General features: G+C 61.0%; 13 protein-coding genes and 1 tRNA gene. 7 read left to right on the top strand and 7 right to left on the bottom strand.

Annotated features, from left to right (window positions below; translation table 11 throughout):
* Positions 1 to 34: 34 nt before the first annotated feature.
* Positions 35 to 586 (bottom strand): GcrA family cell cycle regulator, encoded by a 552-nt coding sequence (locus tag JKG68_RS07765; protein ID WP_202057717.1) that lies wholly within the window; start codon positions 584 to 586, stop codon positions 35 to 37.
* Positions 587 to 958: 372 nt separating this feature from the next.
* Between JKG68_RS07765 and JKG68_RS07760 the strand changes: the two genes are divergently transcribed.
* The 3 genes from JKG68_RS07760 to JKG68_RS07750 are packed head-to-tail and all read left to right on the top strand — an operon-like array spanning position 959 to position 4,076.
* Positions 959 to 2,167 carry an aspartate aminotransferase family protein gene (locus JKG68_RS07760; protein WP_202057714.1) on the top strand — a complete coding sequence of 403 codons (1,209 nt, stop codon included), beginning with the start codon at positions 959 to 961 and terminating at the stop codon, positions 2,165 to 2,167.
* Complete coding sequence (gene argF, locus JKG68_RS07755; protein ID WP_202057713.1) at positions 2,164 to 3,090, top strand: ornithine carbamoyltransferase; 927 nt, start codon at positions 2,164 to 2,166, stop codon at positions 3,088 to 3,090. Before JKG68_RS07760 ends, argF begins: the two co-directional genes overlap by 4 nt.
* The gene (locus JKG68_RS07750; RefSeq protein WP_202057712.1) at positions 3,087 to 4,076 is read left to right on the top strand and encodes an Hsp33 family molecular chaperone; all 990 of its coding nucleotides are present in this window, start codon (positions 3,087 to 3,089) and stop codon (positions 4,074 to 4,076) included. The genes argF and JKG68_RS07750 overlap by 4 nt, the downstream gene beginning before the upstream one ends.
* 541 nt (positions 4,077 to 4,617) lie before the next feature.
* Here JKG68_RS07750 and argE read toward each other — a convergent pair.
* On the bottom strand, positions 4,618 to 5,790 hold the full coding sequence (gene argE, locus JKG68_RS07745) for an acetylornithine deacetylase (protein WP_202057711.1): 1,173 nt from the start codon (positions 5,788 to 5,790) through the stop codon (positions 4,618 to 4,620).
* 7 nt (positions 5,791 to 5,797) lie between these two features.
* Positions 5,798 to 6,190, bottom strand: coding sequence for a Co2+/Mg2+ efflux facilitator ApaG/CorD (apaG, locus tag JKG68_RS07740; protein WP_202057704.1), 393 nt, complete (start codon positions 6,188 to 6,190; stop codon positions 5,798 to 5,800).
* A gap of 89 nt (positions 6,191 to 6,279) precedes the next feature.
* Between apaG and JKG68_RS07735 the strand changes: the two genes are divergently transcribed.
* The 4 genes from JKG68_RS07735 to JKG68_RS07720 all read left to right on the top strand — a co-directional run bounded on the left by JKG68_RS07735 (position 6,280) and on the right by JKG68_RS07720 (position 9,945).
* Positions 6,280 to 6,906: a CDP-alcohol phosphatidyltransferase family protein gene (locus tag JKG68_RS07735; RefSeq protein ID WP_202057696.1), complete on the top strand. Its 627-nt coding sequence runs from the start codon at positions 6,280 to 6,282 to the stop codon at positions 6,904 to 6,906.
* A gap of 121 nt (positions 6,907 to 7,027) precedes the next feature.
* Positions 7,028 to 8,119 carry a 2'-deoxycytidine 5'-triphosphate deaminase gene (locus JKG68_RS07730; RefSeq protein WP_202057694.1) on the top strand — a complete coding sequence of 364 codons (1,092 nt, stop codon included), beginning with the start codon at positions 7,028 to 7,030 and terminating at the stop codon, positions 8,117 to 8,119.
* Between the two features lie 68 nt (positions 8,120 to 8,187).
* Positions 8,188 to 8,262, top strand: a tRNA-Gly gene (locus tag JKG68_RS07725).
* 780 nt (positions 8,263 to 9,042) lie between these two features.
* Complete coding sequence (locus JKG68_RS07720; protein ID WP_202057692.1) at positions 9,043 to 9,945, top strand: hypothetical protein; 903 nt, start codon at positions 9,043 to 9,045, stop codon at positions 9,943 to 9,945.
* Positions 9,946 to 10,106: 161 nt separating this feature from the next.
* Here the strand turns inward: JKG68_RS07720 and JKG68_RS07715 are convergent, their stop codons facing one another.
* From JKG68_RS07715 to brxL, 4 genes are all read right to left on the bottom strand, one after another.
* Complete coding sequence (locus JKG68_RS07715; protein ID WP_202057690.1) at positions 10,107 to 10,583, bottom strand: DUF6508 domain-containing protein; 477 nt, start codon at positions 10,581 to 10,583, stop codon at positions 10,107 to 10,109.
* 65 nt (positions 10,584 to 10,648) lie between these two features.
* A complete protein-coding gene (locus JKG68_RS07710; protein WP_202057688.1) occupies positions 10,649 to 10,957 on the bottom strand; it encodes a hypothetical protein in 309 nt (102 codons plus the stop codon).
* 602 nt (positions 10,958 to 11,559) lie between these two features.
* Entirely contained in the window at positions 11,560 to 12,198 is a 639-nt protein-coding gene (locus JKG68_RS07705) for a hypothetical protein (RefSeq protein ID WP_202057685.1), read from the bottom strand.
* A 683-nt stretch (positions 12,199 to 12,881) separates the two neighbouring features.
* On the bottom strand, positions 12,882 to 14,963 hold the full coding sequence (gene brxL, locus JKG68_RS07700) for a BREX system Lon protease-like protein BrxL (RefSeq protein ID WP_202057683.1): 2,082 nt from the start codon (positions 14,961 to 14,963) through the stop codon (positions 12,882 to 12,884).
* Position 14,964 lies beyond the last annotated feature (1 nt).

Below are 14,964 nucleotides of genomic sequence, written 5' to 3'. Positions count from 1 at the left end.
AGCGCGGCCTCTTCGTTTGGATCGCGTCGGAGTCTTATGCCCGGGCGAGCTTGCGTTCGCGCTTGCGGTCGGCCACCGGCTGGTAGGCGATCCGCGAGTGATGGGTGCAATAGGGCAGGCCCGTGATGGAGCGGCCGCCGCAGAAGCGGAAGTCCGGCTTCGTCGGATCGCCCATGGGCCAGCGGCACATGGACTCGCGCAGATCCATGATGGTCACGCGCTCGGACATGGGAACCGCAAGCTCCTCGTCGGGCAGGAGGGCGGGCTCCTCGATCACGGGCTGCAGCGGGATCGGGGCGATCACCACGTTGTTCACGTTGTTGTTGTGCGGCTGAGGCGCGATGGGGGCCGGCGCGCTGGGAGCGCGGGTGGCCTTGCGCGGGCGGGCCGCGGCCGCCGGGGAGCCTGCGGGCTTGGCATCCTTGGCGCGGCCGGAGAGGCCGAGGCGATGGACCTTGCCGATCACCGCGTTGCGGGTCACGTTGCCGAGCTCGGCGGCGATCTGGCTCGCGCTCAAACCGTCAATCCAGAGCTTCTTCAGGAGCTCGACCCGCTCGTCCGTCCAAGTTGCGCCCGCATCTATCATTTTTGACCTGCCTCCATCGGTGGCCGCTTTGAAACTCAGAATCCCGGATGCCTCGCGGACAGGGTTTTTATGTCCGACCGCGCTGCGAGGGTCGCTCCTGAGGGTGAAAGCCGCCGCACGAATGCCGTACTCGACTGCCCCGAAGTTACAGGATGGGTGGACTCCGGCGCAAGAGTCCCTGAACAGGCCATGTCGTTTTCCCCAAGGAACTCACCCTGGGTCAAAATTCCTTGTGATGGGTCAGTTCATTTCTCTTGAATTGACAGGGTCTTCAGCCTCGTTAGAATCCACAGCCGTGCCGCCCCGCTCAGGGCGGCGCTTTCTTTTTCGGGCCCGGGTGCGACCTTGGGTCCCTTGAGGCGGAGACAACCCGTGACATCGCCATTGCTGCAGAACTACGCACGCGCCGAACTTTCCTTCGAGAAAGGGGAGGGCCCCTGGCTCTTCGGCCGAGATGGCGAGCGATATCTCGATTTCGGGGCCGGCATCGCGGTCAACGCCCTGGGCCACGCCCATCCGCATCTGGTGCAGGCCCTCACCGAGCAGGCCTCCAAGATCTGGCACACCTCGAACCTCGTCCAGATCCCCGAAGGGGAGCGGCTGGCGCAGCGTCTCGTGGACAACACCTTCGCGGACGTGGTGTTCTTCTCCAATTCCGGCGCCGAGGCCAACGAGGCGGCCATGAAGATGGCCCGCCGCTATCATTACGTGAACGGGAACCCCGAGCGCTTCCGCATCATCACCTTCGAGGGCGCCTTCCACGGCCGCACGCTCGGCACCATCGCGGCCGGCGGGCAGGCCAAGTACCTGGAAGGCTTCGGTCCCAAGGCCGAAGGCTTCGACCAGGTGCCCTTCGACGATCTCGAGGCCCTGAAGGCCGCCATCGTGCCCGAGACGGCCGCCCTCATGATCGAGCCGATCCAGGGCGAGAGCGGCATCCGCCAGATTCCCGTGGCCTTCCTGCGGGAGCTGCGCGCCCTGTGCGACCGGCACGGCCTCCTCCTGATCTTCGACGAGATCCAGACCGGCGTCGGCCGCACCGGCAAGCTGTTCGCCTATGAGCTGACCGGCGTGACCCCCGACATCATGTCGGTCGCCAAGGGCATCGGCGGCGGATTCCCCATGGGCGCGTGCCTCGCCACGGCCGAGGCCGCCAAGGGCCTGACCGCGGGAACGCACGGCACCACCTTCGGGGGCAACCCGCTCGCCATGGCGGTGGGCAACGCGGTGCTCGACGTGATCCTGGAGCCCGGCTTCCTGAAGGAGGTCGAGCGCAAGGGCCTGCTCCTCAAGCAGCGCCTCGCCGAGCTGAAGGACCGCCACCCGGGGGTCATCGCCGAGGTGCGGGGGCAGGGGCTCATGATGGGCCTGCGCACCGTGGTGCCGAACACCGAGTTCATCGCCGCCGCCCGCGCCCAGAAGATCTTCGTGATCGGGGCCGGCGACAACGTGGTCCGCCTCCTGCCGCCGCTGATCGTGAGCGACGGGGACATCGCGGAAGCCTTCAACCGCCTGGACGCCGCCTGCGCGGCCATGGAAACTGAGCTGAAGACCGCCGCTCAGCCGGGAGCAGCCCAATGAAGACCCGTCACTTCCTCGATCTCAGCGACTTCTCCGCAGCCGAGATCCGCCATCTCCTGGATGTGGGATCCGAGATCAAGGCCAAGCGCCGCCGGGGCGAGAAGGCCAAGGACCGTCCCCTGGAGGGCAAGACTCTCGCCATGGTGTTCGACAAGCCCTCCACCCGCACCCGCGTCTCCTTCGACGTGGGCATGCGCGAGCTTGGCGGCGAGACGCTGATGCTCACCGGCAAGGAGATGCAGCTCGGCCGCGGCGAGAGCATCGCCGACACGGCGCGGGTCCTGTCCCGCTACGTGGACGCGATCATGATCCGCACCCTCGACCATGCCATGGTGACGGAGCTTGCCCAATACGCCACGATCCCGGTGATCAACGGCCTGACCAAGATGACCCATCCGTGCCAGATCATGGCCGACATCATGACCTTCGAGGAGCATCGCGGCTCCATCCAGGGGCGGACCATCGCCTGGACGGGGGACGCCAACAACGTGCTCGCCTCCTGGGTTCACGCGGCGGCCCGCCTCGATTTCCGGCTGAACATCGCCTCGCCGCCGGAACTTGCCCCCCGTCCGGAGCTTTTGTCCTGGGCGAAACAGGAAGGAGCGCAGATCAGCGTGACGACCGATGCCTTCGAGGCCGCCGAGGGAGCCCACGCCGTCATCACCGATTGCTGGGTGTCCATGGGCGACGACGACGAGTTCCGCCGCCAGAACCTGCTGAAGCCCTACCAGGTCAACGGCCGGCTCATGGGCGTGGCCGACAAGGACGCTGTCTTCATGCATTGCCTTCCGGCGCATCGCGGCGAGGAAGTGACGGACGAGGTCATGGACGGTCCGCAATCCGTGGTCTTCGATGAGGCCGAGAACCGGCTTCACGCACAAAAGGGCATCCTCGCGTGGTGCCTTGGAGCAGCAAGCGCATGAGTTCAGCCTCGTTTGAAGGAAACGACGACGTGGTCCTGCCTTTCGCGGTCGAGCCCCTCGACGTGCGCGGGCGCGTGGTGCGTCTCGGGCCTTCCATCGACACGATCCTGGCCCGTCACGGCTATCCCGACATGGTGGCCCGCGTCATCGGCGAAGCGGCGGCGCTGACCGTCATGCTCGGCGCGTCCCTGAAGCTGGAAGGGCGCTTCCAGCTTCAGACCAAGACCGACGGCGTCATCGACATGGTGGTGGTCGACTTCAACGCGCCCGATCGGCTTCGCGCCACGGCCCGCTTCGACAAGGACAGGATCGAGGCCCTGGGCTCCACCTCCCCGGGAACGGGCGAGCTTCTCGGCTCCGGCTACCTTGCCATGACCATCGACCAGGGCTCCGACCGGAGCCGCTACCAGGGCGTGGTGGCGCTCGAAGGCCAGGGCTTCGAGGAGGCGGCGCACCAGTATTTCCGCCAGTCCGAGCAGATCCCGACGCAGGTGCGCCTCGCGGTGGCCGAGCAGTTCGAGGGCGGCCGCCACACCTATCGGGCCGGCGGGCTGATGATCCAGTTCCTGCCCTCGTCCTCGGAGCGGCTGCGCCAGCCCGACCTCGATCCCGGCGACATCCCGGAAGGGCATCCGTCGAACGATCTCGCACAGCCGTCGGAGGACGACGCCTGGATGGAGGCCAAGTCCCTGGTGGGCACGGTCGAGGATCACGAGCTGATCGATCCGGCCGTTTCCAGCGAGCGGCTGCTCTACCGGCTCTTCCACGAGCGCGGGGTGCGGGTGTTCGAGGGCCAGCACCTGCATGAGGAATGCTCCTGCTCGCACGAGCGCATCATGGGCATGATGCGGCGCTTCCCGCCGGAGGATCGCCGCGACATGGTGGGCGACAACGGCCGCATCGGCATCACCTGCGAGTTCTGCTCCCGCTTCTACGATCTCGACCCCGCCGAGGTGGAGGCCGAGATCGCCAAGTCTGAGGCTTGAAAACAAGTCCGAGGCTTGAAGCAGGTTGGAAGCATAAGCCTGCCCTCCGCTGTCATCCCCGCGCAGGCGGGGATCCATAAACGCTGACGCTGTAGAAGGGGACGCAGCGGCTATCGCATCGTCTCAACCAGCGCCGTCAGCGGTTATGGATCCCGGGCTCCGCTGAAGCGGCCCCGGGATGACGGCGAGGGTGCTTCACAGGATCGGAAGCCTGGGAAAAAGGCCGGGGATGGGAGGGGTGCTGCGGCGGTGTCATTCCCGGCCGGAGATGGCGAAAGCCATCGCAGGGGAAGGGAATCCATAGGGCTCGACGTGTGAGTGGATCCCCTTCCCTCGCCTGCGGCTCGCCGGGGATGACAGCGGAGCGCTAATCTTGTGGCGCTGCCCTCCGTGTCATTCCCGGCCGGAGCGAAAGCGCAGGGGAAGGGAATCCATTCACCCGCGCACCGCCATGGAACTCCTTCCATGAAACTCCTTCCCGCACCCCATGTGCCGGGAATGACGCCTGCTCGTCATGGCTGGGACATGATACGGGACGTGCTCAAGAACCGGCACACGTCGCGGCCAGCCGGCGCATGAAGGCTACGCCCGCCTCGAGCTGGTCCAGGGTGATGTATTCGTCGGGCTGATGGGCCTGATCGATGGAGCCCGGGCCGCAGACCACGGTGGGAATGCCGGCCGCCTGGTAGTGGCCCGCCTCCGTGCCGAAGGGCACGGTCTGCGTGTGGTTCTTGCCCGCAAGCCTCAAGGCCAGCACTTCGGCCGCCGAGCCCGGCTCCGGCGCGAGGCCCGGCACCGCGACCTCGAGCTTCGTCTCGATCCGGCCGAATTCGCCGAAGCGGTTGAGGCGCTTCACGGCCGTCTCCTGCACGAACCGGTCGAGCCGGCTGGGGATTTCCTGCGGATCGAGGCTCGGCAGGCCCCGGAATTCCCAGTGGAAGCTGCAGGACTTGGAGATGATGTTGCGCGCCGTGCCCCCTGAGATCACGCCCACATGCACGGTGGTGTAGGGCGGATCGAAGCGTCCGCTCGTGTCGCCGCGCTCCATCATCTCGTCGCCGATGCGGTTCAGCTCGGCGATCATGTCGGCCGCGGTCATCACGGCGCTTGCGCCGAGATAAGGCTTCGAGGAATGAGCCTCGAAGCCGTGCACCGTGGTGGTGAAGGTCACCACGCTTTTATGCGCATCCACCACCTCCAGCATCGTGGGCTCCCCCACGATGGCGGCCTTCGGCAGAGGCAGGTCATGCCCAAGCCGCCGGATGGTGTCGATCACCCCGAGGCAGGTGGTCTCCTCGTCGTAGGAGAGCATGATGTGGATCGGCGTCTTGAGGTTCGCGGCCAGAAACTCCGGCACCATCGCCAAGGCCAGCGCGTCGAAGGCCTTCATGTCCACCGCGCCGCGCCCATAGGCGCGCCCGTTCTCCACGCGCAGCGTGAAAGGGTCCGACGTCCAGGCCTGACCCGTCACCGGCACCACGTCCGTGTGGCCGGAGAGCACGATCCCGCCCCGGTCCTGCGGGCCGACCGTGGCATAGAGCGCGGCCTTGTCGCCTGCCTCGTTCGGCACGCGCAGGTAAGGCACGTTCCAGCCCTGCAGATACTCTTCCACGAATTCGATCAGGGGCAGGTTGGACTTGGAGCTCACGGTGTCGAAGGACACGAGCTTTGCCAGCATTTCGAGCGGCGTCAGCCGCTGACCGGTGGACGACATCAGGACCTCAGTGAAGCACGCGCTTCGTGCGCGGGATATCGAGTGAGAAAGCCGGGATCGCGGCGTCGAACGTCTCGCCGCTGGCGGTCTCCATCAGGTAGGTTCCCTGCATGGTGCCGCTCGGCGTGGTCAAGGGGCAGCCGCTCGTGTAGCTGAAGCTCTCGCCCGGCCCGAGCACGGGCTCCTCGCCGACGACGCCCGCTCCGCGCACCTCCTGCACATGGCCGTGCTCGTCGGTGATCCGCCAGTGGCGGGCGCGCAGCTGAACCCGGTCGAGGCTCGTGTTGATGATCTCGACCGTATAGGCGAAGAAGTACCGGCCATGATCGGGGGTGGACTCTTCGGGCATGTAGCGGGGCGTTACCGTCACAGAGATGCCGCGGGTCACAGCCTTGTACATGAGCGTGCCTCGAGCCGGTGGAGTGAATGCATGCGCCTGTGGTAAGGCCGCCGGCGGGCCTCGTCAATCGAGGCAGGGGAGAAGGGGCCATGCTCGACGGGTGGATGCGGCGCAGGATCGATCCGTTCCTGGATCGTCTCGGGCAGGGCGCTGCCCGGGCGGGGCTTTCGGCCGATGCCGTCACGATCCTGGGGTTCGGGGTCGGGCTGGCCTGCGCTGTTGCGATCGCCCTGCGCCTGGATGCGGCGGCTCTCGTCCTGTTCGGGCTGAACAGGCTCCTCGACGGGCTCGACGGCGCCGTGGCCCGGGCGACCCGGCGCACGGACAGGGGCGGGTTTCTCGATATCGTCTTCGACTTTGCGGTCTACGGGGCCGTGCCCCTGGCCTTCGCCCTGCGGGAGCCCCCGGGCTTTGCGCTTCCGGCCGCCGCTCTCCTGTTCTCCTTCTATGTGAACGGCGCGAGCTTTCTGGCCTTTGCGGCGGTTGCGGCCAAGCGGGGCATGGATACGGCCTCCCGCGGGATCAAGTCGATCTACTTCACGGCCGGCTTCATGGAGGGCACGGAGACCATCCTGTTCTTTGCCGGCATGATCCTGGTGCCGGGCTGGTTTCCGGTTCTGGCCTATGCCTTCGCGGGCCTGACCCTCATGAGCGCCCTGGCGCGGGTCACCCTGGCATGGCACGCCTTCCGGGACCAGGAAGGGGAAAGCGGTTGAGGATTCCGTAACATTCCGAAGGCCATCATGCGGTCCGGAATGTGGTTTCCGCTTTTAGTCCGATGCTCTAGATACGGCCAGGCTCATCCATCAGGGAGGGCAGGGCGCTGGGAAAGACAACATGGTTGCGTTGAAGGACGGGATTCAGTCGGCCGATGCCATCGCGAGCCTCGCGGACGCGGGCGCGATCAGGCCTGAGACGCCGTTCGCCCCCGATCAGATCCAGCCGGCGAGCCTCGACCTGAGGCTGGGCCGCCGGGCCTACCGGGTGCGCGCGAGCTTCCTGCCGGGGCGCAACCACACGGTTCAGGACCGCCTCGCCCAGCTGAGCTTCCACGAGATCGATCTTGCGGCCGGAGCCATCCTGGAGACGGGCAGCGTCTACATCGCCGAGCTGCAGGAGGAGCTGGCCCTGCCGGAGGATCTCTCGGCCGCCGCGAACCCCAAGAGCTCGACCGGGCGGATCGACGTGTTCACCCGGGTGATCACGGACCAGAGCCAGGAATTCGACACCATCGGGGCGGGCTACCGGGGGCGCCTTTACGCGGAGATCTCGCCGCGCACCTTCCCGGTGCTGGTCAGAACCGGCACGCGCCTGTCGCAGCTGCGCCTGCGCAAGGGCGAGGTGCGCCTGAGCGATGCCGAGCTCCACGCCCTGCACCAGCACGAGCGGGTCGTGACCTCCGCCGAGCCCTCGATCCAGGACGGCGTCGCCGTGAGCGTGGACCTGGAGGGCTTCGGCTCCGACAGGCTCATCGGCTACCGGGCCAAGCGGCATACGGGGCTCGTGGACGTGGACAAGCCCGGCTCCTGCCGCATCGACGATTTCTGGGAGCCGCTTTACGCCAATGCGGGCCGCACCCTGATCCTGGACCCGGGTCAGTTCTACATCCTGGCCTCCAAGGAAGCGGTGCACGTGCCGCCGGACTACGCCGCCGAGATGGTGCCCTTCGATCCCCTCGTGGGGGAGTTCCGGGTCCATTATGCGGGCTTCTTCGATCCTGGCTTCGGCCATGCGGGTGCCGGAGGGGAGGGCGCGCGCGCCGTTCTGGAGGTACGCTCCCGCGACGTGCCCTTCATCCTAGAGGACGGGCAGATCGTCGGCCGGCTCGTCTACGAGCGCATGGCGGAGCGGCCCAGGGTGCTCTACGGGGCAGGGGCGGGGTCGAACTATCAGGCGCAGGGGCTCAAGCTGTCGAAGCACTTCCGCTGAGACTGACGGGGTCCCTTCTTCAATCCCCCTTGCGGGATCGGGGAAAGGCCGGATATGAATAAGGGCGCGCGGGCGTAGTTCAGAGGTAGAACGTCAGCTTCCCAAGCTGAATGTCGTGGGTTCGATTCCCATCGCCCGCTCCAATAAACCCCTGCAAACGCAGGGGTTTTCTTGTTTATAGACCCTATGCCGAAACCAGAATGAACCGAGAACAACTGGCAAATGTGGGGTTCAACCGACCAGAAACCCCATACAGAACCCCACACGGACTGAGCCGATTCGAGGCTGGAAAGCCTTCGTTTGTCCAGCAGGGCTGTAGGGAGATTGACCAGCCATTCGATTAGATCGGCAGTATCGCAGGCCGATAGCAGACGGCCAGCACGAGCTTGGAGGATGTCGGTAGTAGATAGGTATTAGTGTGACAGATAGGTCACACCATGCTGTTCATGTTTGACGGTGGCTATGACTGACGGTTCGTCGTCGGGATCATCGGAATGATCTAGAAGTCCGCGAAGACCCGTTCTCCGAAGATGCTCAAGAAGGTCGGCGAGGCTCCCGAGCAGTACGGCACATTAGGGGATGACAAGGTAGACAACGACGGCGATGTCGAGCCCCGACCCTGTTCCGTATACAGATGTTTGCGACCACGCTCCAGCCAGCCTCGGCAATGACCAGAAAACAAGGTGTTCAGAGACACAAATCGGCGGGTTCTGGAACAGGAGCGAAACTCGTTTTGTCAAACCATCTGACAGAACGGATCGGACTAATCCAACCGGGACCGACTGAAGGGTGTGGCTCGCCGAGGCCCTCTGCGCTGTGCAGAAAGGAATTGGCTTGGGACTGTCGCATCGGACAGAATTGATCCAGTGCCATAGATGAATCTATTCTAACGCGCGAATCTCATCTCAAATCAAAGAGCGGCCATGCAGTTGCTAGGGGCAAACCTCAAAGCGGAAAAGAACGAGGGAGTGTTTTTTCGGCGCTACGGTACTGAAGAAGACCAAAGAGAGTTCGAAGATATCCCTGTGGGTACGCTTTACGCAGGTGAAGACGAGTTTGGGCAGATTACGGAATTTCTGATTGAAGCATTTAGCACTGAAGATAAGGGGCTGCTTACAGAAGGAATAGACCCGTTCGATGGCGTGTATCCAGGCGCAGACCCGTTCGTTCCTTACTTCTTCAAATGGAACTCTAAGAAGCAGGAAATCGAAGCCGCCGACGTTTACGGATTTCCCGATGAATTTCTGTCAGCATCATTCCCATCCAAGGCCCCATTGGACCCTGAAGATGAGGATGAACGTCCTCTCTTTTGGCATATCCTTCGTGGTGCTTACACGGTTTTCGGTCGGATAAGGAGAAATGAACCCATTGTAACTATCGGCAAGCCTCGGCGCATGAAAGGCCCACGCAGGGGAAGGGGTATCTCTGTTAGGGCCGATAGTGCGGCAGCCTTCTGCCGAGCCACCTTATCCCTAGCTTCGGATGATCCCAGATCAAAGGTCCCTACCTCCCTTGTACTCGATCTAAGAACGCGGGCTGATGGATTCTTGATTGATGAGGGACTGACTTTCGGATCAGCACAGTATCGCAATCAAGATATTCCCCATCGGCCAAAGCAAATCCCGATCCTGATCCAGCCCGATGGCGGCATTGTTGCGGGCGCATCGCGAAGCTCTCGGGAGATCGGATGGACCAATCTGTTCAGCCGCCGCGTTACTCCTGGTCAAGGGCTCTGCATCTGGTGGAATGGGGACCATCTACCCACGAAATACCAGATCAAGGCGATGGGTGATCAGTGTTTTGCTCGGGTGGGCTCTACACCCTGAGGTCATTCTAATGAAAGATAGGGCAAGGCTGTGATCGAAAGGGCCAGTTCTCCTAGAGGAAGAGAAATTCGATCCAACAATCGACGGCTCCGCAGCACTCCGCTTCAGCTACAACTCGCATTATGGCACCTCTGACGTAACTCAGCGGACAGGCAAGCACATCACGCCGTTGTAGGGCCGATGTCGTCCAATAGTGCTTTCGCCCTTCGAACAATCCGCGTCAGCATCCCAGATGCAAATGCGTTCCCCAGTGCTCCTTCGGAAAATCGATCAGACCGAATTACAGCGGTCAGGACCTTGGCGATCTGGTTGGGGCTCGCATGATCGAGGGCACCAAGGTTCGTCCGAAAGAGCTTGCCCTCGTTCGAGTGCGCCCATTCGCCCCAGTCAAAGCTGCGAACCCAGCCATAGTCGTTCGCTACCTGAACAAAGTCGTCGGCCTCTGGCGCTGTCGCGTAGTATGGTATGCTCCACACATCTCCTGTTTTCCTCGATTCAACCGTATGCCCGAAACTAAAGCCGGGAGCAGTGAAAGTCGGCAGAAAGCTGGCAAGGGCTTCAAGTTGCTCTCTCAAAGTCCAATTGCCGTTCTGGAGTGCGGGTTCTGCAAAATCTAATGCCAGTTCTGTCAACATCATGCCCTCTGACTTGTAACTCTACCACCGATTTCCACGCCGCAGGTTACGCATGGCCTCGGATCAACTCATTTCTGAATCTCATAATGGAGTTGCCAAAAATCGGCGTAAAGATCGTGGAGAGTGTCGTCCCCCACGCTGTTTTTGAAGTTATCGTATTTCAGATTCATCAGGGTCTTATTGGTAATATCAGCCAGTACGGACCGATCTACGAATACGCGGTACTTGTAGTCTGATCCGGCATTTTCGACGATGTCGGCTTCGTCGCCAAAAAGGTTCGTCAAGTGCTCGCGACGGCGTGCACGAACCATTAAGCGGCTCGGGTCATTCCTATCCGCAACAGCGGACACAAACGCGTTATTGAAGCAGAGCCACATTTTCACCTCCGAGTCTGAGTTTTGAGCCAGAGTGACAGGACGGATTACCGTGCAGTGGTGGAGGCGATCTGACGACCCTTCTCGTCGTAAATATAGACCATACGTCCTCGCTGGACGGCGTTCCCGATTGCCATAATTCCATTCCTAAGCTTGCTGGTGGTGCCCTGGCCGAGGCGACGATTTTATATCGAATACCTGAACGGCATTACGTGTCGTGGCCAGCAGCGAAATTGTCCATTCTGACGCTGTGAAGGCTCCAGAAGTTCTACTCGCGGCGTTTGCGTGGTCCCCATGCCACTAATGGCTGCACCACTATCCCACCGAAGCGAGCTTCCCGCGCTCGGCATTCAATTCCATTCACAAACAGCCGAGCGTCTTTTAGCAGGGTTGATTGGCTTGCGCGAATTTCGACACCACTCCACATGTCGCTATTCGACACCTGTACGGCCCGACCGGATTCATCGATGAGGTCTGCCTCGCATGAATAGCATAACGCAGCAGGATAGCGCGGCGACCCACGACCAATCCCGCCACATGCAGGGCAGACGCTGCCATCAACATTCCATTGCATATGTATCCCCCATGTTCGCGAGAACGAACGCCTATACGCAAAGCGCTGCCCTGCTTAACCCCCTCAATTGCTCGCTTGTATTGAAGGCCCTGCTGCTGAAATGAGGAGCGAGAACGATCCGGGTTTCATTCATCTGCGCTACGCTGAACGGCTTCTGGTCCTTCCACTTTATACCCCTGAGCAATTCCCGATAGCGTGGTGATGTTTCGGGGGCGAACAAATCCCGATAGTGCGGCCAGTGTTCCTTCCCATAGCACACGACGATTTCTCGGCGGGTTTGCAGGAGCAAGTCCTGTAGCATTCCTTTCCGCGTCGGGAGCATGGCTTTGAGATACTGCTGTCTATCAGGATACCGGCCATAGGGTGTGTAGAGCCAGTCTGACGCCTTGTTGTGCGGATACGGCAGAAGCTCTGTTAAGAGTGTATCGCCGTGAGCACGACCCAGTTTCTTGGCTTGGTAGTCGTTTCGCTTATCTGAATTCAGATCGTTGATACCCTCACGACGGAGCATAAGATCGCACATTGCTCTCCATGTCCGCTGCCCCTTCCGGTTACCGCCTTTCAGTTCCTCAATATCCTTGTATCCCGAGCGGCGGATTAGGTCCTCCTCTAGGTGTTGGTCGGAGCCTAAACCCTCTTCCATGCCAATGAAAACGACTGGCGCATCCATCCTGCCATATCCAATGAATGACTCGATGCGTGTCCAATCAATGGTGGGTTGATTATTCAAGCGGCTACCCTCATACGGAAAACTGATTGTAGGCTATACTATAGCAGGTTGTATGGGCGAGAGCATTCATCCCCTTCGCTCTTTCTCTGAAGTCCGCCAAGGCACACTGCTAAAACGCTGGCGGAGTAATCTCGCAAGCGTACCCTCTGCCTCATAGCCAGCCTCCTTGTTCTGATTAGCAAGGATGGTCGTTACCAACCTGACTAACTCAGGATGCTCGCTCCAGGATTCGACTTCCTCCCGAAGCCAGTACACCCAGCCGTTTACTGGCTGGTAAGGCCAGCCCCAAGCAAAAAACGCATTATGTCGCCAGAAAAGGTCTGGTTCTCCGCAGTTCGTTTGGTGCCGCCAGGCCGCAGCAAGGAGATCATGAGCAACCTGAATCGTTCGATGGTCATAACCCTCGACGTTCGGCAACCACTCAGAAGGCCATGGGTGGCTCAGAAGGATAGTCGCAGCCTTCATATGATCATAACAGCCTCCGATGATGACACGGCAAGCGTCATAATAAACATCGTGCTGCTGCTATTTGATGTCACGGCCATTATCATCGTCAAAATAGTATCCGACGATCATAAAAGTTTCCCTCCGAAGATGAGAGAATGCTCCTCTCGCTCCCCAGACTAAACTCGCAGGTATGTCACCTCGAACTGCTTTACAGCCCGATGTTCCTGAAGGCGATTGGCGAGATTGAAGGCATCGTTCATCGCGTACTGTTGGAAGATGTCCAAGCCTCGATCCAATGATATTTTCCACCCTGTATCGGTGGTGATGTGACGAGCGTGTCCCGTGCCGGTGCCGTCGAAAGCCCACGTAAAGGTGACGCCTGTTCCCTCACACGCTGTCATAATGGCATTCAAATTGTCCGCTTGTTTCTCGGGGTTTACACTATCAGGGAACGTGACGAGTTGCATGGCCACCTGCTCCTCAGGTGCTTTCAACCTGATCACGGTTTCCACCAACTCCATCACATTGCGGACCTGGTAGAAGAGTCGGATGTACGGGTCGGTGACCACGATCTTCGTAGCACCCCGGAGGTACGGGCCGAAAAGCTTGTCGAAAGTGATGCCCTTGCGGTTCTCAGCAAACACGAAGTGCCCCTCTTTGGCCTCGGAGGATGGAGGCTTGGTCACGACGGCGGCACTGGCTCCCTTTGAGTTTTGCTCCTCACGTTCCGCCGGGGCTGCTTCGCCTTCTTCACCGATCTGGCTGCGCAGCTTTGGCTCGCTGGCTGCATGCAGGTAATAGAACTGAGGGAATTCGTCCTCCTCCAGGGTCGTTACAACAACCTTCCGGCCCGCCTTTGACACGAAATGGAAGTCAACGGGCGGATAGGTCGAGTCGATCCGCTTCAATTGGTCCTTCACGCGCTTGCGGCTCTCCATCGCCAGCCGCAGAAGTTCTTCGACCTCCGCCTCCGTTTCGCCCCCAGCGGGAAACAGCAACTTCATTAAACCAGACATTGTCTTGTGGATGGCGTCACGATCTCGGGTCGAGATTTGCGGGCCAACGGCGAAGAACGCTTGATGCCGATGTGATAGGTCGTCACCGCGCAGGTGGCGGAGGATTTCAGCGAGGTAGTCCACGATAAAGCCAAATCCGGTCGTGAACATTTCCGCACGGATCACATCAACCTCCCAGCCCGGAAGATAGGCATGAAGCCGGTCGATGAACGCCGAGTCGTGGAACTGGGGCGGGAGTTCCTCGAACAGGTCACTGTTCTTCAGCATGTAGGGCACGTTGTGGGCCGTGTTGCCCACGAAGGCGAAGCTCGCTTCCGCGCCAATGGGTGTGATGCCGCGCGAAAAGGTCTTATTCGCCATATAGTTTTTCATGATATCGACCAGCGCCTTGTTGGCCGATTTCTCTCGTCCGGCGAACTCGTCGAACGCAACCACGTCCCAAAAGCCAACCAGGCCGATCCGCCCATTGGAATTGTTGACGAAAAGCTTGGGAACGCTGACCTCGCCTCCGGAGATTAGTTGACCGTGGGGCGAAAATTCCGAGTAGACATGCGACTTGCCAGTTCCCTTGGGTCCGAGTTCAATCAGGTTGTAGTTCCGCTCCACGAAAGGGATCAGGCGCATCAGTTGCAGGAGCTTGCTGCGCTTTCCGAATGCCGCCGGATCGAAACCAATGCTCTGCAATAGAACGTCGATCCACTCCTCTGTTGTGAACGCCCTCCGCGCTTCAACGAAGCCCTCGAAATCGATGCTCGCAATCTGAATCGGCTTGAGCGCCTCAATCAGCCAGGGCGAGACCCGCGCGTCCTCTGAGTGTTCATATTGGACATCGGCGATGCACCAGACCCCGCTTACCAACAGCTTGGGATTGGCTTTCACGGTAACGCTATCGACCCCGACGCGCTTGATGGAGAGGTTCTCAAACGTGGCCTCATAGGCGTCTGTCTTTTCGTTTAGAGCCACGCTGATGCGGTCGATAACCTTGTATCGGCCTCTCTCGCGGATAGTGGACTGGATCAGCCCGGCCTCGTTCCGGTGCACATAGTGCTTCCGCAAAATATCCTTCACCGTATCGATGCCAGTCTCGATGGAGGCCTCATCGTCCGTCGCGCAGTACTGGCCCAGGAGGTACTCCAGCACGTAGGTAGGGACAATGGCATTGCCCTTGACCGCCTTCACGAGGTCCTTTCGGACCACAAAGCCTGCGAAGTGGGCATTGATCTTGGCGTTCAGGTCCGACATT

Source organism: Microvirga aerilata (assembly GCF_016743775.1).
In the GTDB taxonomy this organism is placed as follows: domain Bacteria; phylum Pseudomonadota; class Alphaproteobacteria; order Rhizobiales; family Beijerinckiaceae; genus Microvirga; species Microvirga aerilata.
The sequence above is the reverse complement of the archived record's forward strand: the minus strand, read 5'-3'. Positions and strand labels throughout refer to the sequence as shown.